Source organism: Elusimicrobiales bacterium (assembly GCA_041651175.1).
Lineage (GTDB): Bacteria > Elusimicrobiota > Elusimicrobia > Elusimicrobiales > Elusimicrobiaceae > JAQTYB01.
In genome coordinates this window covers 58,619-78,619 of sequence record JBAZJT010000004.1, presented here as the reverse complement: position 1 = coordinate 78,619, position 20,001 = coordinate 58,619, and the positions used below count along the sequence as shown (strand labels likewise).

Here is a 20,001-nt window from a genome sequence, read left to right as displayed (position 1 = left end):
AGCCTGCGGTCAGGAATTTTTTCTGAAGCCAAGGGTAGCCGACACAAAACCGGCCCTTTGGGCCGGTTTTCGTTTTGAAAAGGAGGAGTTATGGGCAAGCATGTGGGAGTGGTGGCTGTTCTGGTGGCGGACCGCAAGCACAGCGCGCCGAAGGTGAACGAAATCCTCACCAAGCACGGCGATATTATCGTAGGGCGGATGGGGATGCCTTACCATCAGCGCGACCTTCATGTCATCACGCTTATCGTTGACGGCACGAATGACGAAATCGGCGCGCTGACCGGCAAGCTGGGCGCGGTAAAAGACGTAACGGTCAAAAGCGCGCTGGCCAAATGCAGTTAGACATAAAGCCGCAGGAATACGAAAAATACCTGTCCGGCGGGAAGGATTTCATTGAAAATTCCGCGCCGGAGGCGCTTTTGCGCCAAGCCGCCCCGCCCGACGATGCAAGGCTGCGCGATATTCTGGCCAAGTCGCTGGAGATAAACACTCTTTCCGCGCAGGAAACCGCCGCGCTGCTTGCCGTTGAAAACCCCGGCCAGCTGGCCGAGATGTTTGACGCGGCGTCAAAAGTAAAGCGCAAGGTTTACGACAATCGCGTCGTTACTTTCGCGCCGCTTTACTGCGGCAACCTGTGCGTCAACAACTGCCGCTACTGCGGCTTCCGGCGGGAGAACTCCGCCATAAACCGGCGCGTCCTGACCATAGACGAAGTTAAAAAAGAGGCCGCCGTGCTTGCCGGCGCAATCGGCCACAAACGGCTGATTGTGGTTTACGGCGAGCATCCCTCCACCGGCGCGGATTATATTTCCGAGACCATAAGGGCCATATATTCCGTGAAGGTTCCGGCCCGGCGCGGCACGGGCGAAATCCGCCGCGTCAACGTAAATGCCGCGCCGATGACGGTTGAGGATTTGAAAAAGCTCAAGGCCGCGGGCATAGGCACCTATCAGGTGTTTCAGGAAACCTATCACCGCACAACCTATTCCGCCGCGCATCCGGCGGATACAATCAAAGGCGATTACCGCTGGCGGCTTTACGCGCTGCACCGCGCGCAGGAAGCCGGAATTGACGATGTGGCCGTGGGCGCGCTGTTCGGGCTTTACGACTGGAAATACGAGGTCATGGGCCTAAACGCCCACGCTCGGGATCTGGAGCGGTGCTTTGGCATAGGGCCGCACACCGTCTCTTTTCCCCGGCTGGAAGCGGCGGCCAACACGCCGTATGCTGAGGAGACGGGGCATCTGGTTTCCGACGCGGATTTCAAGCGGCTGGTGTCGGTAATCCGGCTTTCAATCCCGTATGCCGGCATGATTGTAACCGCGCGTGAACGGGCGGAGATTATACGCTCCGTCATCCCGGTCTGCACGCAGCGCGACGCCTCCACCAAAATCGGCATAGGCTCCTACAGCGAGCGCGGCGGCCAGCAGCCCAGCAGACAGCAGTTTATTCTAGGCGACACGCGCAGCCTGGACGAGGTTATCCGCGAGCTTGCGGGGATGGGGTATATAACGTCTTTCTGCACTGCGGGCTACCGCTGCGGCAGGACGGGCGACCATATAATGAAAATGCTGCGCTCCGGCAGGGAGGGGCGGTTCTGCAAGCTCAACGCGGTTCTCACATTCCGCGAATGGCTGGACGATTTCGCCTCGCCGGAAACCAAAACCGCCGGGGAAGCGCTTATCGTAAAGGAAATCGCGGAAATAAAGGCCAGAATGCCGGGCGAGTTCACGGAGGAGATGTTTAATACCCTGAGTGATTATTACCGCCGCGTCTCTTCCGGCGAGCGCGATTTGTGCTTCTGAATAATTTTCAGATTACGCCGGAAATCCGGGTTTTGCGGCTCCGTTTCCGCGGCGATGCGGAAATGCTCCAGCGCGGCGGGAATATCGCCTTTTTCAGCGAGCGTTATCCCGATATTTGAATGCGCCAGCGCCGAGCGCGGGTCCAGCGCAAGCGCCGCGCTGAATTCGGACAGCGCGGCATCGCTCTGCCCGGCGCGGCGCAGCGCGATGCCTTTATTAATCCGCGTTACCGGGGAAAGGGGGAATTTTTCCGCCGCGTCGGTCCAGAGCGAAACGCTGTCCTGCCAGACATGGCAGCGCCGATGCGCCAGCGCGCCCAGCCCGGCCAGCCACAGCGCGGCAAAAACCGCGGCCCGTTTCCCGGACGGGACCGCGCCGCAAATCCAGAGGATGATTCCGATATACGGCAAATAGGTGAAGTGGTCCGCCGCGATGGCGCGGCCTATCGGCACAAATTCCAGCGCCGGGGCTATCGCCGCCGCGAAAAACAGCAGGCCGAATGCCGCCATGCCGCGCAAATGCCCGCGTAAAAACCAGAGTATGGCGGCTATCAGCACGGGCGCGCCGTAATAAAGCCCCGGCACGGCGAACTCGCCTTTTCCGGGAAACGGATAAAAGGCCGAAAGCCCCAGAGGGGCGATAAATTTCGCCAGATAAAACAGCAGGTTTCCGCAGGCGATAAAGAACCCGCCCGCAGCTTTGTCCCACGAATATGCCGCCGCGAAATCCGCCTTGTGCTGGGAAACAACCGCGGTTATTCCGAACACAAGCGAGAGCGCGGCGAAAGGCAGTTTCCGCGCCAGCTGCCGGGCGGTTATTTTCCCTTCGGCGCGCCAGTCCACAAGCAGCAGGACAAGCGGCAGCGTAACCGCCATGGATTTGCCCAGCAGCGACAGCGCAAACAGCCCCAGCGTCCGCCAGTACCAGCCGCGCAGATACGCCAGCAGCGCGCAGAGATAAAAAAACGAGTAGACGAGGTCCTTGCGCTCGCTTATCCACGCGGCGGATTCCACATGCAGCGGATGTATGGCGAACAAAAGCGCGGCAAAAAGCGATTTTCGCCAATCCGCCAGCAATCTGACTGCCAGCATATAAACCAGCCACGAGTTAAGCAGATGCAAAACCAGATTGACCGCATGGGATACGGCTGCGCCGGTCCCGAACGCCGCCTGCTCCGCCATGAATGACAGCAGCGCCAGCGGCTGGTAATGCCCCGCGGTGAAAGACGAGAAAAGCGCGCCGATACCGCGCGCGGAGCGGTCTTGCAGCAGCGGGTTTTCCACCACGGTCTTGAAATCGTCCCAGTTTACGTATCCGGCGCAAAGGCAGGGGTAAAACACCGCCGCGATTGCGGCGGCTATAACCGCATACGGCCATTTGGGTTTATTCATGCCTTGCGCTCCGCGCCGCCGCCGCGCCGCACGCCGCGGCCAGCGCCGCAATCAGCAGCGCGGCTTTTACCGATAATGCCGGAGCGGCCAGCGCGGGCATTACCGCCCCGGCGCAGGCTCCCCATAAATCGGCGGCGTAGACCTTCGCTCCGCCGGAGGCCAGCGCGGAATAAACCGCGCCGCCGGACGCCCCCGCCGCAAACAGCAGCGCGCAGAAAACGGCGGTCCCGCCCGCAAGTCCCTGCGGCAGCCACTGATTCGGATAAAAAGCCGCCCCCGCCGCGCAGGCCGCGCAGCACAGGCAGGGCAGCCAGGCCCGGCCTTCAAATCTCCCGCCCAGCCGCCCGCCAGCCGCCAGCCCCAGCATGAATGCCGAAAACAGCAGCCCCAGCTGCCGGTAAAGCGCGCCGTAAACCGGCTGATAGCGCAGCAGCAGCGCGGTTTCAACCGCCATGCCGGCAAACCCCGCCGCGAAAACCGCCGCGTGGGCCGGCTCCTTCAGGTATTTTGCGGCGGCGATTATTTTCCCGCGCGCGAAAAACGCGCACGCCGCCAGCAGCGCGCAGCAGGCCAGCGCGGCGGGCGCGGAGCTTTTGTCCGAAAAGAGCTTCAGCGAATGCAGATACGCGGCGGGCTTTTCGTCTGTATTGGGCGGCGCGGCGGGCAGGGTTTTGGCAAGCCATTTCATCCGCTCCGGCGAGAGCAGGAATGGAAAAGTCTCCGGCCTGGCAAAAGAGCTTTGGATTTTCCGCGCCTTCCACGCGGCGGACAGCCGCTCCGGCGAAAGATTTATTTTTTCGCGCGAGGCCAGAACCAGCATTTTCGCCCCAGGCACGAGTTTTATTTCCGGGAACGCCTCTCCCGCGGCGGAAATGACCGAGCCGTTGAGCCCCGCCTCCGCCGGGGAAATATAGGTTTCCGAGGAGGCCAGCTCAAACGCCAGAATGCCGCCGGGCGTCAGCGCGGCGGAGGCGGCGCGGAAAAACTCCGCCGTGTAGAGCCGGTTCAGCGCGGCGCTGGCCGGCTCGCCGGAGAGATTTATTATCGCGTCATAGCGCGCGCCGCCGCGCAGACAGGCGCGCGGGTCCGCCGCGATGAAAGAGATGTTTTTTTCCTTCGGGGCCAGCGCGCGCGCGGTTTCAAGCCAGGCGGCGTCGGCGGAGACGATGTCTATCTCCGGCGGCCCGTGCTTTTGCGCCTCGCGCGCGGCAAGCGGCGCGCCCGCGCCCAGCAGCAGTATTTTCCGGGGCTGCCGCACGGCCAGAAGCGGGATGTGCACCGGCGGCTCGTAATACTCCGGCGCGGGCCACGCGGCGGAGACAAGGCCGTTTTCAAACAGGGTTCCGGCGGAATAGTTTCCGGCCAGCGCAATTCTGGAATAGGGCGTCTGGACGATTTCGGCGACGGCAAAGCCGCCGTAGCGCAGCGCGACGGTCTGCCCGGCCAGCCACGCGCCGAGCGCGGCGGTCGCGGCCACGGCGGCAATCGCTATCGGATTTTTGCGGGCGCAAACCGCGAAAAACACCGTTCCGGCGGCGGCGCATATTATCTCAATGCGCAGAACCGGCGCAAGAAAGGCGGAGTAAATTATCCCCGCGATAAAAGCCCCCGCCGCTTCCCAGCAATAGAATTCGCGCGGTTTCCCCAGCAGCGCGCGGGCCGCCATGCCGGAGGCCAGCGCCGCCGGCGCGCACAGGACAACCGCAAAAAACGCCTGCCGGAATATTCCCGGAATTATGCCGGGGTCTATGAAGCCCCCCGCGATTCTGCACAGCGCGACGGAAGCCGCGCCGGAAACCGCGAAAACCGCCGCCGCGGAGGCCGGAACGCGCACCGCGCAGCCCGCCGCCGACCAGGCCAGCCAGGACGACAGGCACAGGCCTATCATCAGTTCGTGGCCGGTCATAAGCGCGGCCAGCTCGCGCAGCAGCGCGAGTTGAAAAATCACGGCGCAGAAACCGTATGAAAGATACGCGGCCCTCATTTCCAATTGATATACTATAAAAATCATGGACGCTCCGAACGGACAGCATGCAAAGACGCCCGCGCAGTCCGCCATGTTCGCGGCGGCGGTGCTTGCGGCATTGCTTGTTACCGTGCCGGTCGCGCCGCCGCATGAGCGGGTTTTCGCGGCGGCATGGGCGGGGTTCTGCGCGCTGTGCGGGTTTTTCATAATCAGGACGGGGAAGGTTTCGCCCTGGCGGGCGGTTTTTTTCATCACGCTGGCGGCGGCTTTCATTTTGCGGCACAAGCTGGGGCTGGGCGGGCCGGGAAAAGCGCCGTATTGCCACATAGCGATGTCGGCCAACGCGCTGGATTTCGTTTACCAGCAGCAACTGGCATTCTCCGGCGGCTGGAAAATGTGGGGGCCGCTTACTCTGGGCGGGCTGTGGCTGGCGGCGACGCTGGTATTGGGCCAGGCATGGTGCTCCTGGGCATGCTTTTACGGCGGGCTGGACGAGGGGTTTTCCCGGCTGCTGCCGGAGAGATGGCGGCCCCTGCGGCTGAAAATCCCGCCGCCGCTGCGCGATATTCCCGCCGCTTTGCTGATATTGTGGCTGCTGGCCTCGCTGGCGGCGATGTATCCGCTTTTCTGCCTGTGGGGCTGCCCGCTTAAAATGACATGCGGTTTCGCGGAAACCGGAATGGCGGGGAAAATACAGAACGCCGCGATGATAATTCTCGGCGTTGTGTTCATAGTGATTTTGCCGGTGTTAAGCGGCAAACGCAGTTTCTGCGGGCTGATATGCCCTTTCGGCGCATGGCAGTCTTTTTTCGGCAGAATAAACCCGTTCCGCGTCAGCAGGGACGAAAATTCCTGCGCCGGCTGCGGGCAGTGCGGGCAAACCTGCCCGGTGTTGGCGATAGAGGCCGCCGGCGGCAAGCCCGCTATAACTTCATACTGCAACCGTTGCGGGCGGTGTATTGACGAATGCCCGCATGGCGCGATTTCATACACCGTGCTGGGACGCAAGCCGCCGGTTGACGCGCGCGCGCTGCTTGTGTTCTGCGGGCTGGCTGTTGGCGGGGCTTTGGGCTCGCTTTTTGTTCCCGGAGCGTTATATGGGTTATGGCGGCTTATTTTAAGGTAATCGCCGAAGGCGCGGCCCTGGGCTTTGCCACCGGGCCGTACTGCGCCGCCGCCTGCGGTCCGGCGCTGCTGCCCTGGCTGCTGGCTTTTTCGGAGGCGGGGACGGCGCGCATCACCGCGCTGTTTCTGGGCGGCAGGCTGGCGGCTTATGCTGCGGCGGCGCTGGCGGCGTCTTTTTCCGGCGGGTATCTGGAAAAGGCCGCCGGGCCGCAAACCGCGGCTTTCGTCTCCATAGCCTCCGGCGCTTACATGCTGGCGGCGTTTTTTGTGTTCAGGTGGCAGTGCCGGTCCGGCTGCGAAAGGGCCGCCGCGCTGCGCGCGGGGCCGCTTGCGCTGGGGTTTATGACGGGAATTGCGCCCTGCCCGCCGCTTGCGGGCGCGGTCATAAAGGCTGCCGGCCTCCCCGGCCCGGCGGCGCTGCTGATGTTTGGCGGGTTTTTCGCGGCAAGTTCGCTTTTCGTGCTGCCGGCGGCGGCTTTGCAGCCGTTTCTGCGCTCGGAGCGGGCGGCCAATATCGGCAGGCTGACGCTGGCCGCCATGTCGGTTTATCTGATTTGTGCGGGGCTGCTCAAGTTATTATAATTACTGAAAATACAGAGGCGCGCTATGCGGGTCAGAAAATACAAAGTTACGGCAAGGCCGCAGACAGTGCGCCGCAGAACCGCGCGCATCAGGATGGCGGCGGTGGCGGCGGTTGCCGCCGTGTTCTGTTTTTTCGCCGCGCGCAAGGCGGCGGACGCCGCGGGCCGGGCCGTGAATTCCGTGGAATGGGCCAAATGGCGGCTGGCGGCGGTTGACGCGGGCGGCGTTCCCGAAGATTCGCGCCAGGCCGTGCTGAAACTGGCCGCGCTGCCGCAGGGCAGCGAGGTTACCTCCTCCGACGCGCGCGGGCTGGAGGGGAAAATAGCTTCCGTGTTCCCGGAACTGCGCGGCGTTTCGGTGCGCAGGGGATGGGCTTCGCGCACGCTTTCCGTTTCCGCCGGGCGGCGCCAGCCTTGCGCCAGGGTGCTGCTGGGAGCATCCACCGCCTATATGGACGAGCGCGGCGAAATCTACGGGGCGGAGCCGTCGCCCCCGCCGGAACTGCTGGCAGTTGCGCTGCCGGCGGGCAGCCGCGCGCGCGTATTCAGGCCGGAAACCGCCGCCATGCTTAAAAGCATAAGCGCATTTGAATCCGAACTGCCCGCGAAACCGGTGCTTGTCGCCGCAGACAGGGGCGAAACCTCCTTCCGGCTGCGGCTGGCCGACGGCGCGGTTGTGGAATGGGGCGGCAGCGCGCACACCGCGGAGAAAATTGCCCGCCTGGCGCAGGTTTACGGCAAGGCGAGGGAGCGTTTTGCGGGGCCGTACAAAATCAACATGAAATATTTCGAGGACGGCAGGATACTGCTGAGCCGGTAAAGGAGACTGCAATGCCGAAAAACGAAATCGCCGCGGGGCTGGACATGGGGGGCGGCAGAATTACCGCCGTAGTTACGGAGCGTGACTGCGAAACCGGTGCGGTAAAGGTGCTTTCCGGCGCGTCCGCGCCGTGCAGGGGGCTTAAAAGCGGGGTGGTGGTGGATATAAAAGAGACCTCCAACACCGTCGCCCGCCTGATAGAGCAGTGCGAGCGCGACGCCGGAGCCGAGGTGGAAACCGTCTGCCTGGGCGTGCGCGGGGCGCATCTGAAATCGGCCAACGGGCACGGCGCATACAATATCGCCCGCGCCGACAAGGAAATCACCTCCGAGGATGTGCATTCCGTCATAGAAAATGCCAAGGCCTTCCCGCTGGAAAGCGACAAGGAAATTCTGCATGTCCTGCCGCAGGGCTTTTCCATAGACCGGCAGAAGGGCGTGCCCAACCCCGAGGGGATGGAAGGCTCGCTGCTGGAGGTGGACGTGCATATAGTGAGCGCGTCTTCCTCGCATCTCAACAATCTCATAAAGTCCGTCGCCAAGGCCGGCTTTGCGGTGGAGGAGCCGTTCTACAGCCTCATCACTCTGGGCGAATGCGCGCTTACGCCGGAGGAAAAGGAGCTGGGCGCGCTGCTTATAGATTTCGGGGGGGAGACCACCTCCATCGCGCTTTACCACGAGGGCGGAATCAAGTTCTCGCGAGACCTGCCCTACGGCTGCGACCTCATCACGCGCGATATCGCCTACGGACTGCACACCTCGCGCGAGGGCGCGCGGGAAATCAAGGAAAAGTACGGCTCCGCCTGGCCCGCCATGATGACCGACGACGAGGAGATTCCCGTCCCCGGCCTGGACGGGCGCGCCGTCCATAATGTGAAGCCCAGCTTCCTGCTGGAGATAATACAGCCCCGCGCCGAGGAAATACTGGAAAAAGTCCGCGAGGAGATAGAGAAAACCAGATACGCCGACATTCCCGGCGTGGGCGCTATAACCGGCGGCGGCTCGCTGCTGAAAGGACTGCCGGAACTGTGCTGCCAGTCTCTCAGCCTGCGCGAGGCGCGCCGGGCTGGGGTGCAGCGCAGCCTCGCCTGCGGCGACGAGAAATTTTTCCATCCCTCCTACGGCTCGGCGCTGTCGCTTGCCGTGTACCCGGCCATACGGACCGACAATATAACCGAAAGGCCCGTGTCGCGCCGCTCGCCGCTGGAGAAGGTGTGCGGCCTCTTCAAGGGGCTGGAAATATTCGGAAGGGATTGAAATATGACAAACCTAAAGGCGCGGTTTAACGGCAAGCGGGCCAATATCAAGGTCGTCGGCGTGGGCGGGGGCGGCGGCAACGCCATCAACAGGATGGTGGACGCCAAAATCGGCGGGGTGGATTTTCTGGCCCTCAATACCGACGCGCAGGATTTGCGGCGCAACCTGGCCCCCTACCGCTGCCAGCTGGGCGAAAATCTCACCAAGGGCCTGGGCGTGGGCGGAGACCCCGACCGGGGCCGCGCCGCCGCCGAGGAATCCATGGAGCAGATAAAGCAGCTGGTGGGCGACGCCGACCTGCTGTTTATCACCGCCGGAATGGGCGGCGGCACCGGAACCGGGGCCGCGCCGGTAATCGCCCGCGTGGCGCGCGAGGCTGCCGGGGCGGATGTGCTGCTTATCGGCGTGGTAACCCGCCCGTTTGACTTTGAAGGGCACGAGCGCATGCGCCAGGCGCAGGAAGGCATAAACGCCATGCGCAGCCATGTGGACTCGCTGCTGGTGATTCCCAACGAGAAGCTCTTTGACATCATAGACCGCAACACCCCCACCAAAGAGGCCTACAAGATGGCAGACGATGTGCTGCGCCAGGCGGTGCAGGGCATATCGGAGGTCATCACCACGCCCGGCGAGGTGAATGTGGACTTTAACGACGTGCGGCGCATTATGTCCAAGTCGGGGGAGGCGCTTATAGGCATAGGGCAGTCCGCCTCGGCCACCAGGCATACAGACGCGGCGCGGATGGCGGTCTCGTCTCCGCTGCTGGAAAACGCCAGCCTGGAGGGCGCAAAGGGCCTGATAGTCCACTTTCTCGCGAGCGAGCACAAAGCCTACGAGCAGCGCGAGGCGGTGGAGTTCATAAAAGAGCGCGCCAGCCGCGACGCGATGATAAAATACGGCCTTGTCTACGACGATACGATGGGAAGCACCCTGCGCATAACCGTCATAGCCACCGGTTTCGAGCGCGCGGACGCCGTTGCCTCCGCCGCAAAAAAGCGCCGCCTGCCGATGACGCCCGGTTTTGACGACTTCTCGCCCGTGCGCGAGGCCGGGGAGGGCGCCGACAACATTCTGATTCCCGCCTACATCCGCCGGCGGAGGATACGGTGAAATTGTATGACGTCACCAGCATTTAAGCAAAAAGCGTCGCGCAACAGAAGCATTGAATTGTCCGAAGCAGATTGCCTGGCTATGCGGCATAATCTCCTGAAACTGACTTCGCCGGTCAGTCTTGCCCAAATTGAAAACAAGACCATCAATCAGGATGTGTTTGAGGCAATTGATTATCTGCCGGACCGGTTTGTTGATTTATTGTTTGCCGACCCGCCATATAACCTGAATAAGACATTTAACCAAACCGCGTTCAAGGCTATGGAATCGGAGCAGTATGCGCAGTGGCTGGATTCCTGGATAAAAAAGGTTGTCCGCTTGCTTAAACCCAATGCGTCGGTTTATATTTGCGGAGACTGGAAGTCTTCGTCGTTGGTGTTTAACGTCGCGCAGAAGTATTTTCATATACTAAACCGCATAACCTTTGAAAGAGAAAAAGGCCGCGGCGCAAAAACGAATTGGAAGAACTGTTCGGAGGATATTTGGTTTTGCACAATGTCCGACGAGTATTATTTCAACGTTGATGCCGTTAAAATAAGGCGAAAAGTAATTGCTCCTTACAAAGACGAATATGGCAAACCAAAAGACTGGACTAAAACCGCAAATGGAAATTACCGCATTACCCATCCGTCAAATATCTGGACCGATATAACGATTCCTTTCTGGTCAATGCCTGAAAACACAGAGCATCCAACCCAGAAACCGGAGAAACTGGCCGCGAAAATAATTCTGGCCAGTTCAAAGCCGGGCGATATGATTTTTGATCCGTTCCTGGGTTCCGGCACCACCTCGGTGGTTGCAAAGAAGCTTGGACGGAGATATACCGGAATAGAAATAGACGAGCGCTACGCCCTGCTGGCCGAAAAGAGGCTGGCCGTAGTTGAGCATGATAAAACTATACAGGGTTATTCCGATGGGATGTTCTGGGAGCGAAACAGCCTTAACCCGCGGACCGGCGTTCGCGTTGGTAAAAACACTCCCGAACTATCCGAGGGCTTGTTCACGGCCATGCCATTATGACCATCCGCTATGACGTTCTTTCTGGGCGCCTGCTGGAATTGATGCGCAGTCGAAATATTAGCGCAGGAACTCCCCGCGAAGTCGGCGACAGGTTGGCGGACATGGTCGGACGGGAATTCAGAGAAATTCTTGACGCTGCCGGCAGCCCTGCGGCAGAATACCACTATCCCCTTTCACGCAAAGCAATGGCGGATTTTTCCTTTACTGACCGAGATGGCTTCGTTTACCATGTGGATGTGAAAACCCATTTGCTGGAAAAAGGGTTTCACATGCCTAATCTGACTTCAGTCAAACGGTTGGCGGAATTCTATGGACAAAGCGATAAGAATTATTTCCTCATTTTGAATATTGATTATGAGAATGCGGGCCCCCGCCAAATAGTCGTAAGGAGCGTTGCACTTGCGCCGATAGAATTTTTCTGCTGGGACTGTCTTCGTATCGGAGCTTTGGGGTGGGGACAGATTCAAATTGCCAATGCCTGTTGTGTGAATATCAATCCTGGTAATCGTCGCAAAGCATGGATGTTGGAGTTGTGCAACAAGCTTTTTACTTTTTATCCAAAGGAAGTGGAAAAAATCAGACACCGCAAAAGGCACTTTGATAAAGTGAAGAGGCTTTGGGAAGCTAAACAGGAGGTCGCATGAAAACCAGACTGGTTGCGGCGGCGCTGCTGGCGGCGGCGCTGGCGGGGTGTTCGGGCGGGCTTAAAAGCGCGGTGGTAAAAGGCGAGCTTGCCCCGGCATTTGCCGACACGAAAGTTGACAAGAATTATCTCTGGGTGCGTGGCATAGCCGCGGCCAACCCGGAGCATACCAGCAAAACGCAGCGCATGGCGATGTCGCGCGAGGCGGCCATAGCCAACGGCTACCAGCGCGCGGTGGAATATATAAAGGGCGCGGGCGTAATCGCCCAGGCCAGGGTGATAGACGCCGTTTCCCGCGATTCCACGCTTGAAACCCGCGTCAACGGCGCGGTGCGCGGGGCGGAGGTTTTCTCGTCCGAGTATATGTCCGACGACGGCTGCACCGTCATCATCCGGCTGCCGCGCTCTGCGTTAAGCGGCCTGGGGATAACGCTCTGCCAGGAAGGCGAGGCCGGCTGCCCCGCCGGGAAATAGCGGCATGTCTTTCACGCTGAAGGCGCGCGCGGCGGCGGTTTTGCTGGCTCTGGCGCTGGGCGGCTGCGCCTCTGTGCAGACCGGCCCGGACAAGGACGGCGAACAGGTCATTGCCGAGGGGATGGCCCCCTTCAATGGCAACATGGCGCTGGCGCGCGCCAACGCCATAGCCGCCGCGCAGGAAAGCGCGGTGGAGCAGGTGGTGGGCGTTTTCGTCTCAGGCAGCACGCGGGTGCAGGACGCCGTCGCCGTAAGCCGCAAGCTGATGGCGGGGACACAGGGCTTTGTAAAACGCTATAAAATCCTCAACGAACGCCAGGAAGCCGGGTATTACACCGTCAAAATAAAGGCCGTCGTGAAAGTCAGCGATATCAGTTCCGCGCTGGATAAAATGCGCGACGGCGCGCGGACAGCCGCCGTTTTTTCGGTTGAGACAATGGACGGCAGGCCGGGTTCCTCTTCCGACGCGGCCTCCGCCGCGGGCGCGGCGCTTTCAAAGGCGGGTTATGACATTGTGGCCGCCAACGCGCCGGCAAACGCCGCCGACGCGGCCTCCGCGCTGGACGCCGCCTCCTCCGCGAATGCGGATTTCGCCGTTACGGTTGCGGCGGATTCATATAAGGTGGAGCCTATGCCGGAGCTTGGCGGCGGGCTGGCCCCGTACCGGGCGCGGGCGGCGGTGAGGGTTTATTCGGCTGCCTCCCGGAAGCTGGTCGCGGAATCCGTCAAAGAAGCCAGCGCGCTGGACGCCGCGCCCGCAGTTGCCGCGCGCAGGGCCGCCGCCGCCGCCGCGGAGCTTGCCGCAAAGGATTTACCCGCCCGGCTGGAGCGCGCCGCCGCCGAAACGCCGTCCATCACCCTGAAAATCACCGGGCTGACGGGGCTGGAGCAGCTGCGCCGCTTCCAGGACATGCTGCGCGCGGTGCCGCGGCTTGAGAAAATATCGCTCACATCCTATTCCAACGGCGACGCCCGTTTCCTGCTCCGGGCGCGCGATTTGTCCGGCGACGAGCTAGCGGCCATGCTGCTGCGCCAGAACCCGCCGTTTGCGGTATACATGCAGAGCATGTCGCAGCGCGAGCTTGCTCTTAAAGCCAACTACTGAGGTGCTTATGATAAAAACAAAGCTCCCCCTGTTCAGCCCGATTTGCGCCATCCGGCCCGCCAAAGGCCGTGCGCAGGACGTTATCGCTCCGCCCTACGACGTGCTGGATTCCGCCGAGGCGCGCGAGCTTGCCAGGGGGAGGCCGCACAGCTTTTTGCATGTCTCCAAGGCGGAAATAGACCTGCCGGAGGGGACCGACGCCTACTCCGGCGCCGTATACGCGAAAGCGGCGGAAAATTTCAACAGGATGCTGGACGAGGGCATTCTCGTGCGCGAGAAAAAACCCTGCTTCTACGTCTACCGCCTCAAGATGGACAGCCATGTGCAGACCGGGCTTGTGGCCGGGGCCTGCGTTGACGATTACGATTCCAACCGCATAAAAAAGCACGAGTTCACCCGCCCCGTCAAGGAAAACGACCGCGTCAGCCAGATAAAAGCCGTCCGGGCGCAGACCGGCCCCGCGCTTTTGGCCTACAGGCAGATTCCGGAGGTGGACGCGATAATAAAGAGGGTCTCTGCCGGCGCGCCCGTTTTTTCAGCCACCGGGCCGGGCGGCGTAGTCCACACCATGTGGATTATTGACGGCGACGGCGACATTGCCGCCATATCCGAAGCGTTTGAAAGGCAGAAAGCCGTATACATAGCCGACGGGCACCACCGCTCCGCCGCGGCGTCCCGAGTTAAAAAAATGATGGCGCAGGAGCGCGAGGACGCGCACACCGGCGCGGAGCCCTACAACTGTTTTCTGGCCGCCGCGTTCCCGGTGGACGAGATGAAAATCTGGGATTACAACCGCGTGGTGCGCGACCTAAACGGCCTGACGCCGGACGGGTTTATGGCAAAGCTGCGCGCAAGCTTTTCGGTGCAGGAGGCGCAGGGCCGGGCAAAGCCCGCCGCCCGCAGAGAATTCGGCATGTACATGGACGGGAAATGGTATCTGCTCAAGCCGTCTGTGCATACGCCGGAGGGCGACCCAGTGCTGTCGCTGGATGTGAGCGTGCTCTCCGGCCTTGTGCTGGACAAGATACTGGACATAAAGGACCTGCGCAAATCCGACCGAATAGATTTCGTGGGCGGTATACGCGGCCTGGGCGAGCTGGAAAAGCGCGTTGACAGCGGCGAGATGAAGGCCGCCTTCGCGCTTTATCCCACGTCGGTGGGCGAGCTTGTGGCCGTGGCGGACGTTAATCAAGTGATGCCGCCCAAATCCACCTGGTTCGAGCCGAAACTGGCCGACGGCCTGGTCTCCAACCCGCTGGTATAACACGGGTGTTACCGCCCGGAAATTGCAGCTGTTGACTCCTGCCTTTCTGACAGTCCGCAATTGCGCGGACGCGCCGCGCCGGTTCAGGCCGGGCGGCAGGATTTGCCTTTTTTGAGTTTTCTGGCGGCCTCGGCCAGTTTGGGGGCGATTTGCGCCGCGTCGCCCACGAAGCCGTATTTGCAGACATTGAATATGGGCGCCGACGGGTCCTTGTTGATGGCTATGATAACCTCGGACGAGCTCATGCCCACTATATGCTGCACCGCGCCGGAAATGCCGCAGGCCAGATACAGCTTGGGCGAAACCGTTGTCCCGCTTTGCCCCACCTGATGGCTTTTGGGCATAAGGCCCATATCCACCGCCGCGCGCGAAGAACCCACCGCGCCGCCCAGCTCCTCGGCCAGTTCGGAGAGCATTTCAAATCCGCGCTTGTTTTTCATGCCGCGCCCGCCGGAAACTATTATGCCCGCGCCGGCTATGCTGCCGGTTCCGTGCGTCTGGTCAACGCAACGTTCCACGGTTTTGACGCGGGCGGCGTTTTTATCCAGCGCGACGGATTCCCGTATCACCTGCGCCTTCGCGCCGGGCTTGGGCTCGTTTTTTTTCATCACGTTGGGGCGCACCGTGGCCATTTGGGGGCGGGTGCTGGGGCTTAGAATATCGGCCATGATATTGCCGCCGAAGGCGGGCCGTGTTTGCAGCAGATTGCCGTCTTTTATTGAAAGGCCGGTGCAGTCCGCCGTCAATCCCACATAAAGCTCGCTGGCGACGCGGGGGGCCAGGTCCCGCCCGATATAGGTGGACGGGTAAAGCACCGCGTTCGGCTTGTATTTGGAAATCAGCGCGACCATGACGGTGGAACAGGCGTCGGTGCTGTATTCGGAGAGCGCCTCATGCTCGGCCAGATACACCTTGTCCGCGCCGAAGGAGGCAAGCGTGTCCGCCAGAGCGGATACGTTGTGGCCCATCAGCACGGCGCAGAGCTTCTGGCCCAGCTCGTCGGCCAGGCGCCTGCCGCAGGAGAGCAGTTCGTGAGTTGCCGGGCGGACTGTCTTGCCGCCGGGGGAATCTGAAAGCTCGGCAAATACCCAGATGTCCTTGTATGCGCTGAGGTCGGCGGCCTCATCCTTGCGGGTGATGGTGATGGCCGCAACCGGGCAGGCCTGAACGCAGGCGCCGCAGAGCGTGCATTTTTCGTTTATTTTGGCGAGCTTGCCGTCCATGCTTAACGCGCCGAACGGGCAGGCGGAAAGGCATTTGCCGCAGCCGATGCAGGATGCAGATATTTCAATCATGGCTGATGAAATTCTCCTTTTCAAGTATGGCCAGCAGCTTCTCCGTCAGTTCCGCGGACGTTCCCTGGAACACCTCGCCGCGTTTGCGCTGCGGGGGGGCGTAAACCCTGTCCACCCGCGTGGGCGAGCCTTTGAGGCCCGTCAAATTTTCGTCTGCGCCGATGTCGGCGGCGGTCCAGCTTTCCAGCGGCTTTTCCTGCGACTGCGCGATTTTAAGGAAAGACGGCTGCGCCGGCGCGTAGCCGTGCGGCATCACCATGGTGCAAAGCACGGGAAGATTCGCCTCCGCTATCTCGTGGCCGCCGTCTATAAGTTTCCGGGCGGCCAGCTTTCTGCCGGTTACGGACACGGATTCGCAGAAAGTTATCTGCGGCAGCCGCAATTGCTGCGCGATGCCGGGGCCGGTCTGGGCGGTGTCGCCGTCTATGGCCATCATGCCGCAGAGGATGACATCCGTTTTGCCCAGTTTTTTCACGGCCTTTGCCAGCGCATACGATGTTGCCCAGGTGTCGGAGCCGGCAAAAGCCCGGTCGCACAGCAGCACCGCGCGGTCCGCGCCCAGCGCCAGCGCCAACCGCAATACCGATTTGGCCTGTGGCGGCCCCATGGTGATGGCGGTTACCTGCGCGCCGGTTTTCTCTTTAAGCGCGAGCGCGGTTTCCAGCGCGAAATGGTCGTAAGGGTTTAGTATGCTTGGCACCCCGGCGCGGATGAGGGTTCCCGTCTGCGGGTCAACCTTGACCTGCGTCGAATCCGGCACCTGCTTTAGGCAGACTGTGATATTCATGTTATTTGGGCCTGAACGTTTCGTTTATTTTGGCGGCGATTAAATCCATGTCGTCGGTTATGCCGCGGGTCTTGTCCATTATGGCGGCAAAGCCCGCCGCGCGGGACAGCTCTTCCGCATTGCCGGTTCCGGCTCCAAGCACCAGCTTCATGCCCTGGGAGGCGGTGTCAAAGGCCGTCTGCCGCGCGCAGACGCGCGACATGGCCAGCGCGGCTTCCCTGTCAAAACGGACGCCCTCGTTGTATTCCTTAGCGGCGGCGGCGCGGCAGAAGGCGGCGGCCACCTCGGCCCCCGCTATTATTTCGCCCAGCTTGAAGGTTACATGCTGGTGGCGGGTAAGCCGCTGGGCGCGGCATTCCTCCAGCACAACCGACAATGCGCGCAGCCCCAGCGCGGCGCTGTCGGCGCCGCAGTCCGGCTGCCGCGAGTGGAGAGCGTCCATCTCCGCGGCCATTCCGATATAAAATTGCCCCCGGCTCTTGAGATGTTCCTGCCAGCGGCCCCGGTAAATGGTCATCTCCATTATCTCGCTGGTGCCTTCGTAAATGCAGGCGATTTTGACGTCGCGCTTGATTTTCTCCACCGGGAAATCGCGGGTGTAGCCGTAGCCGCCCAAAGCCTGAATGGAATCCTCGGCGGCGGCGTTGCCGGCCTCGGTGGCGTAGTATTTGCCGATTGCGCCCTCGGTCTGCAAACCGTGCTCCTCGCCGTCCAGGCGCAGCGCGGTCTCGTGGATGAAGGCGCGCGCGGCCTCCAGCTTCACCATGTGCGGCACTATCAGCTTGTGGGTGTACCCCTGCTTTTTGGAAAGCGGCCCGCCGGCCTGTATGCGCTGCTGGCTGTAGCGGATTGCGGTTTCCACCGCCTCGCAGCCGCAGCCCAGCCCGAAGGAGGCCACCATAAGCCGCGTGTATCCGAACACCGCCTGCGCCTGCACAAGCCCCTGCCCCTCAACCCCGCCGATAATCCGGTCCGCCGGGACCACCACCTCGTCCAGAGAAAGGCCCGCCGTATTGGACAGCCGTATGCCGTGCTTGTCCTCGTGCTTGTCGGTGGAGAAGCCGGGCGCGTCTTTTTCCACCAGAAACCACGACGGCCCGCCCGGCGTCAGCGCCAGTATGGTGTAGAGGTCCGCCACGCCGCCGTTTGAAATCCATTGCTTGTTGCCGGTTATTTTGTAGCCGGAGAGTTTGCCGTCCGTGATGACATGCTCGGCCCGGGTGCGCAGATTGACCAGGTCGCTGCCCGCGTCCGCCTCGGTGGCGCCGTAGGCGACAAGCAGGTTGTCCTGCGCTATGCGGCGCATCCAGCGGCTTTTCTGCTCCTCGGTGCCGCCGACGCGCAGCGGGTCGGTTCCCAGGAATGTGGCAAAAACCGATGTGGCTATGCCCAGGTCAATGCGGGCCAGCGCCTCGCATACCCTGTAAATATCCACCGTGGAGCCGCCCAGCCCGCCATGCTCGCGCGGGATGAGCAGCAGATGTATCCCCAGTATGTCGTGGTTATACATCTCCTCCAGAATATCGGCGGGGAATTCGTTTTTTTGGTCCAGCTCCCTTATAAGGTCAAAGGGGATTTTGCGTTTTGCGTATTCCCGGAGGCTGTCCAGCATAAGCCCGCGGGAAATGGTGTCTAAAGCCGGCATCAAAGCCTCCGTAAATACGGCACTCCGTTATGATACCAGATTGCCCGCTTTCGGCGCAAAAAAAACCGCCCCGTCCGGATGGACGGGGCGGTTGAATGGCGCGTATTGCGTTATTTGTTCCAGACTGCCGAGACCCAGTCCACAAACTGCGACCAGCCGCCCGCCTTGGCGAAAGCCAGGTCGGAATACTTGCCCTCAAAAGCATTCTTGAGGTTGTCCGGCACGGGCTTGGCTTCCATCGCCATGTTGATGGCGACGCCGTGGGTCTTGCTGTAATCGTCTCCGTGCTTGTCGGAGTGGACGCCGATTTTGCTGGACACCAGCTCGGTGTCTATGAAGTTCATAAGCTGTTCGGTCTGCTCATGGACGGCCTGGCTTTTCGCCTTGGAATCCACGCGCAGCACGAAATCGCCCAGATCGGCGTATGGGGTGAGCTTTTTGTCATTGTCCTTGTCCGGCATTATGGCGAAACGGATGACGGAGCCCATCGCGTATTTGACGGCCTCTTCCTCGCTGCCGCCCTGCACGGCCTTGGCCCAGGCGTCCAGCTTGCCCGGAAGCGCGTCCAGTCTGTCGGAGCGGATGGAGGACAACGTGCCGCCCTTGTCTTTAAGCGGGCAGATGACGCCCCACAGGCAGGTTTCGTAAGCCTCGCCGTAGAAGACGTTCATCTGCTTGCCGAAATCCTCGTTGCTGGCGCCGCTGTTTTCGGCCAGCCAGCCGAGAACTTTCTGGTACTCAAAGCACATGCCGGACATCACCTCTTCCGAGCCTATGATAAGGTCCACGCCGTCTTTCATGGTGTAGGCGACTTCGGCCATCTGGGTCAGGCAGGAGTTGCCGGCGAAAATGTCAACATGTCCGCCGATTTTGAATATCTCGCCCATCTGGCTGGTGCGGATATAGTTTTTTGTGTCGTCGTCAAAGGAAATGCCTCTGCTGTCCGGCATTTCGCCTTTCTTGGGCTTGGGGTCCAGATAGCCGATGCCGTGGTCCCATATTATGAAAATGTATTTCTTGGCGGGAAAGGCGGCCTTGGACCAGCGTATGAAATCGCCGGCTTCCTTGTAATCGCCCATATCGGCCTGCTGGGTTTCGTACACCGTCTCGCCGCCTTTGGTGATTAGTATTCTTCTAACCGTTTTATTGGACAATATGCCGGCCTCTACCACGATATTCATCTTGTCGGTGGAGCCTACCTGCTTCATGTTGTCGAGGTGGGTGGAGACTATCTGCTCCAGGTTGTTCTTGCCGTTGAGGAATATCATCACCGTAAGGTCTTTGGCGGGAAGCGGTTTGGGGTTTACGGTGAAGGTCCTGCCGTCCGACTGCTGCGGAGTAGCGACATCGGACAGCGCCACGCGGCCCTGCCTCATGTCTTTGAGCGACAGCTTGTCCAGTCCGAAGCTGCCGCCGGCGCGCGCCGAAAGCGCGCACAATGCGATAACGGCGGAGCATAATGCCGCCGTCTTGGAGACTTTGTTGAGCATGGCTCATTATAGCAAACATGCCGCTTTTGTTCATCATCCGAATACAGTTGGCGCCCGACACGCGGCTTCCGCTTCAAAAACAAGTTCATAAGCCGGGCCTGTTGCAAAACGCGCATTTTTGCCGGAAATTGTCGGCAGGCCGGAAATCCTCTTATTCGGGAACAAATCCATTTTACTTTTCCGGGTCCTTTGGTCCATGCGCAAAAAGCGGCTTTGTGAGATAA

18 protein-coding genes are annotated in these 20,001 nt (G+C 61.0%); 12 read left to right on the top strand and 6 right to left on the bottom strand.

Annotated features, from left to right (window positions below; all coding sequences use genetic code 11):
- Positions 1-90: 90 nt before the first annotated feature.
- Both WC421_03685 and hydG read left to right on the top strand, forming a co-directional pair.
- The gene (locus WC421_03685; protein MFA5161326.1) at positions 91-342 is read left to right on the top strand and encodes a TM1266 family iron-only hydrogenase system putative regulator; all 252 of its coding nucleotides are present in this window, start codon (positions 91-93) and stop codon (positions 340-342) included.
- Positions 333-1,805 carry a [FeFe] hydrogenase H-cluster radical SAM maturase HydG gene (gene hydG / locus WC421_03680; GenBank protein ID MFA5161325.1) on the top strand — a complete coding sequence of 491 codons (1,473 nt, stop codon included), beginning with the start codon at positions 333-335 and terminating at the stop codon, positions 1,803-1,805. Before WC421_03685 ends, hydG begins: the two co-directional genes overlap by 10 nt.
- On the opposite strand, the gene WC421_03675 is transcribed toward hydG, so the two are convergent.
- Positions 1,763-3,196 (bottom strand): tetratricopeptide repeat protein, encoded by a 1,434-nt coding sequence (locus WC421_03675; protein ID MFA5161324.1) that lies wholly within the window; start codon positions 3,194-3,196, stop codon positions 1,763-1,765. The genes hydG and WC421_03675 overlap by 43 nt on opposite strands.
- Positions 3,189-5,180: a hypothetical protein gene (locus WC421_03670; GenBank protein ID MFA5161323.1), complete on the bottom strand. Its 1,992-nt coding sequence runs from the start codon at positions 5,178-5,180 to the stop codon at positions 3,189-3,191. The genes WC421_03675 and WC421_03670 overlap by 8 nt, the downstream gene beginning before the upstream one ends.
- Positions 5,181-5,205: 25 nt before the next feature.
- Here WC421_03670 and WC421_03665 point away from each other — a divergent pair, with 25 nt between their 5' ends.
- The 10 genes from WC421_03665 to WC421_03620 are packed head-to-tail and all read left to right on the top strand — an operon-like array spanning position 5,206 to position 14,560.
- A complete protein-coding gene (locus tag WC421_03665; protein MFA5161322.1) occupies positions 5,206-6,288 on the top strand; it encodes a 4Fe-4S binding protein in 1,083 nt (360 codons plus the stop codon).
- Complete coding sequence (locus WC421_03660) at positions 6,267-6,869, top strand: sulfite exporter TauE/SafE family protein (GenBank protein ID MFA5161321.1); 603 nt, start codon at positions 6,267-6,269, stop codon at positions 6,867-6,869. Before WC421_03665 ends, WC421_03660 begins: the two co-directional genes overlap by 22 nt.
- 24 nt (positions 6,870-6,893) lie before the next feature.
- On the top strand, positions 6,894-7,688 hold the full coding sequence (locus WC421_03655) for a cell division protein FtsQ/DivIB (GenBank protein ID MFA5161320.1): 795 nt from the start codon (positions 6,894-6,896) through the stop codon (positions 7,686-7,688).
- Positions 7,689-7,699: 11 nt separating this feature from the next.
- Entirely contained in the window at positions 7,700-8,944 is a 1,245-nt protein-coding gene (ftsA, locus tag WC421_03650; GenBank protein ID MFA5161319.1) for a cell division protein FtsA, read from the top strand.
- 3 nt (positions 8,945-8,947) lie between these two features.
- Complete coding sequence (gene ftsZ / locus WC421_03645; GenBank protein MFA5161318.1) at positions 8,948-10,054, top strand: cell division protein FtsZ; 1,107 nt, start codon at positions 8,948-8,950, stop codon at positions 10,052-10,054.
- Between the two features lie 6 nt (positions 10,055-10,060).
- Positions 10,061-11,074: a site-specific DNA-methyltransferase gene (locus WC421_03640; protein MFA5161317.1), complete on the top strand. Its 1,014-nt coding sequence runs from the start codon at positions 10,061-10,063 to the stop codon at positions 11,072-11,074.
- The gene (locus tag WC421_03635; protein MFA5161316.1) at positions 11,071-11,718 is read left to right on the top strand and encodes a hypothetical protein; all 648 of its coding nucleotides are present in this window, start codon (positions 11,071-11,073) and stop codon (positions 11,716-11,718) included. Before WC421_03640 ends, WC421_03635 begins: the two co-directional genes overlap by 4 nt.
- Positions 11,715-12,191 (top strand): hypothetical protein, encoded by a 477-nt coding sequence (locus WC421_03630; protein ID MFA5161315.1) that lies wholly within the window; start codon positions 11,715-11,717, stop codon positions 12,189-12,191. Before WC421_03635 ends, WC421_03630 begins: the two co-directional genes overlap by 4 nt.
- Before the next feature lie 4 nt (positions 12,192-12,195).
- A complete protein-coding gene (locus WC421_03625; protein MFA5161314.1) occupies positions 12,196-13,296 on the top strand; it encodes a hypothetical protein in 1,101 nt (366 codons plus the stop codon).
- Between the two features lie 7 nt (positions 13,297-13,303).
- Positions 13,304-14,560, top strand: coding sequence for a DUF1015 domain-containing protein (locus tag WC421_03620; protein ID MFA5161313.1), 1,257 nt, complete (start codon positions 13,304-13,306; stop codon positions 14,558-14,560).
- Positions 14,561-14,643: 83 nt separating this feature from the next.
- Here the strand turns inward: WC421_03620 and WC421_03615 are convergent, their stop codons facing one another.
- The 4 genes from WC421_03615 to WC421_03600 form a co-directional block, all read right to left on the bottom strand.
- Positions 14,644-15,855 carry an electron transfer flavoprotein subunit alpha gene (locus WC421_03615; GenBank protein MFA5161312.1) on the bottom strand — a complete coding sequence of 404 codons (1,212 nt, stop codon included), beginning with the start codon at positions 15,853-15,855 and terminating at the stop codon, positions 14,644-14,646.
- On the bottom strand, positions 15,848-16,642 hold the full coding sequence (locus WC421_03610; GenBank protein MFA5161311.1) for an electron transfer flavoprotein subunit beta/FixA family protein: 795 nt from the start codon (positions 16,640-16,642) through the stop codon (positions 15,848-15,850). Before WC421_03610 ends, WC421_03615 begins: the two co-directional genes overlap by 8 nt.
- A gap of 1 nt (position 16,643) precedes the next feature.
- Positions 16,644-18,287, bottom strand: a complete 1,644-nt coding sequence (locus WC421_03605) for an acyl-CoA dehydrogenase family protein (protein MFA5161310.1) — start codon at positions 18,285-18,287, stop codon at positions 16,644-16,646.
- A gap of 110 nt (positions 18,288-18,397) precedes the next feature.
- Positions 18,398-19,777: a clostripain-related cysteine peptidase gene (locus WC421_03600; protein ID MFA5161309.1), complete on the bottom strand. Its 1,380-nt coding sequence runs from the start codon at positions 19,775-19,777 to the stop codon at positions 18,398-18,400.
- Positions 19,778-20,001 lie beyond the last annotated feature (224 nt).

Bases quoted from the DNA above. Each gene is read 5' to 3' on its own strand.
- WC421_03685 (MFA5161326.1), top strand. From the start codon at position 91: ATGGGCAAGCATGTGGGAGTGGTGGCTGTTCTGGTGGCGGACCGCAAG.
- hydG (MFA5161325.1), top strand. From the start codon at position 333: ATGCAGTTAGACATAAAGCCGCAGGAATACGAAAAATACCTGTCCGGC.
- WC421_03675 (MFA5161324.1), bottom strand. From the start codon at position 3,196: ATGAATAAACCCAAATGGCCGTATGCGGTTATAGCCGCCGCAATCGCG.
- WC421_03670 (MFA5161323.1), bottom strand. From the start codon at position 5,180: ATGAGGGCCGCGTATCTTTCATACGGTTTCTGCGCCGTGATTTTTCAA.
- WC421_03665 (MFA5161322.1), top strand. From the start codon at position 5,206: ATGGACGCTCCGAACGGACAGCATGCAAAGACGCCCGCGCAGTCCGCC.
- WC421_03660 (MFA5161321.1), top strand. From the start codon at position 6,267: ATGGCGGCTTATTTTAAGGTAATCGCCGAAGGCGCGGCCCTGGGCTTT.
- WC421_03655 (MFA5161320.1), top strand. From the start codon at position 6,894: ATGCGGGTCAGAAAATACAAAGTTACGGCAAGGCCGCAGACAGTGCGC.
- ftsA (MFA5161319.1), top strand. From the start codon at position 7,700: ATGCCGAAAAACGAAATCGCCGCGGGGCTGGACATGGGGGGCGGCAGA.
- ftsZ (MFA5161318.1), top strand. From the start codon at position 8,948: ATGACAAACCTAAAGGCGCGGTTTAACGGCAAGCGGGCCAATATCAAG.
- WC421_03640 (MFA5161317.1), top strand. From the start codon at position 10,061: ATGACGTCACCAGCATTTAAGCAAAAAGCGTCGCGCAACAGAAGCATT.
- WC421_03635 (MFA5161316.1), top strand. From the start codon at position 11,071: ATGACCATCCGCTATGACGTTCTTTCTGGGCGCCTGCTGGAATTGATG.
- WC421_03630 (MFA5161315.1), top strand. From the start codon at position 11,715: ATGAAAACCAGACTGGTTGCGGCGGCGCTGCTGGCGGCGGCGCTGGCG.
- WC421_03625 (MFA5161314.1), top strand. From the start codon at position 12,196: ATGTCTTTCACGCTGAAGGCGCGCGCGGCGGCGGTTTTGCTGGCTCTG.
- WC421_03620 (MFA5161313.1), top strand. From the start codon at position 13,304: ATGATAAAAACAAAGCTCCCCCTGTTCAGCCCGATTTGCGCCATCCGG.
- WC421_03615 (MFA5161312.1), bottom strand. From the start codon at position 15,855: ATGATTGAAATATCTGCATCCTGCATCGGCTGCGGCAAATGCCTTTCC.
- WC421_03610 (MFA5161311.1), bottom strand. From the start codon at position 16,642: ATGAATATCACAGTCTGCCTAAAGCAGGTGCCGGATTCGACGCAGGTC.
- WC421_03605 (MFA5161310.1), bottom strand. From the start codon at position 18,287: ATGCCGGCTTTAGACACCATTTCCCGCGGGCTTATGCTGGACAGCCTC.
- WC421_03600 (MFA5161309.1), bottom strand. From the start codon at position 19,777: ATGCTCAACAAAGTCTCCAAGACGGCGGCATTATGCTCCGCCGTTATC.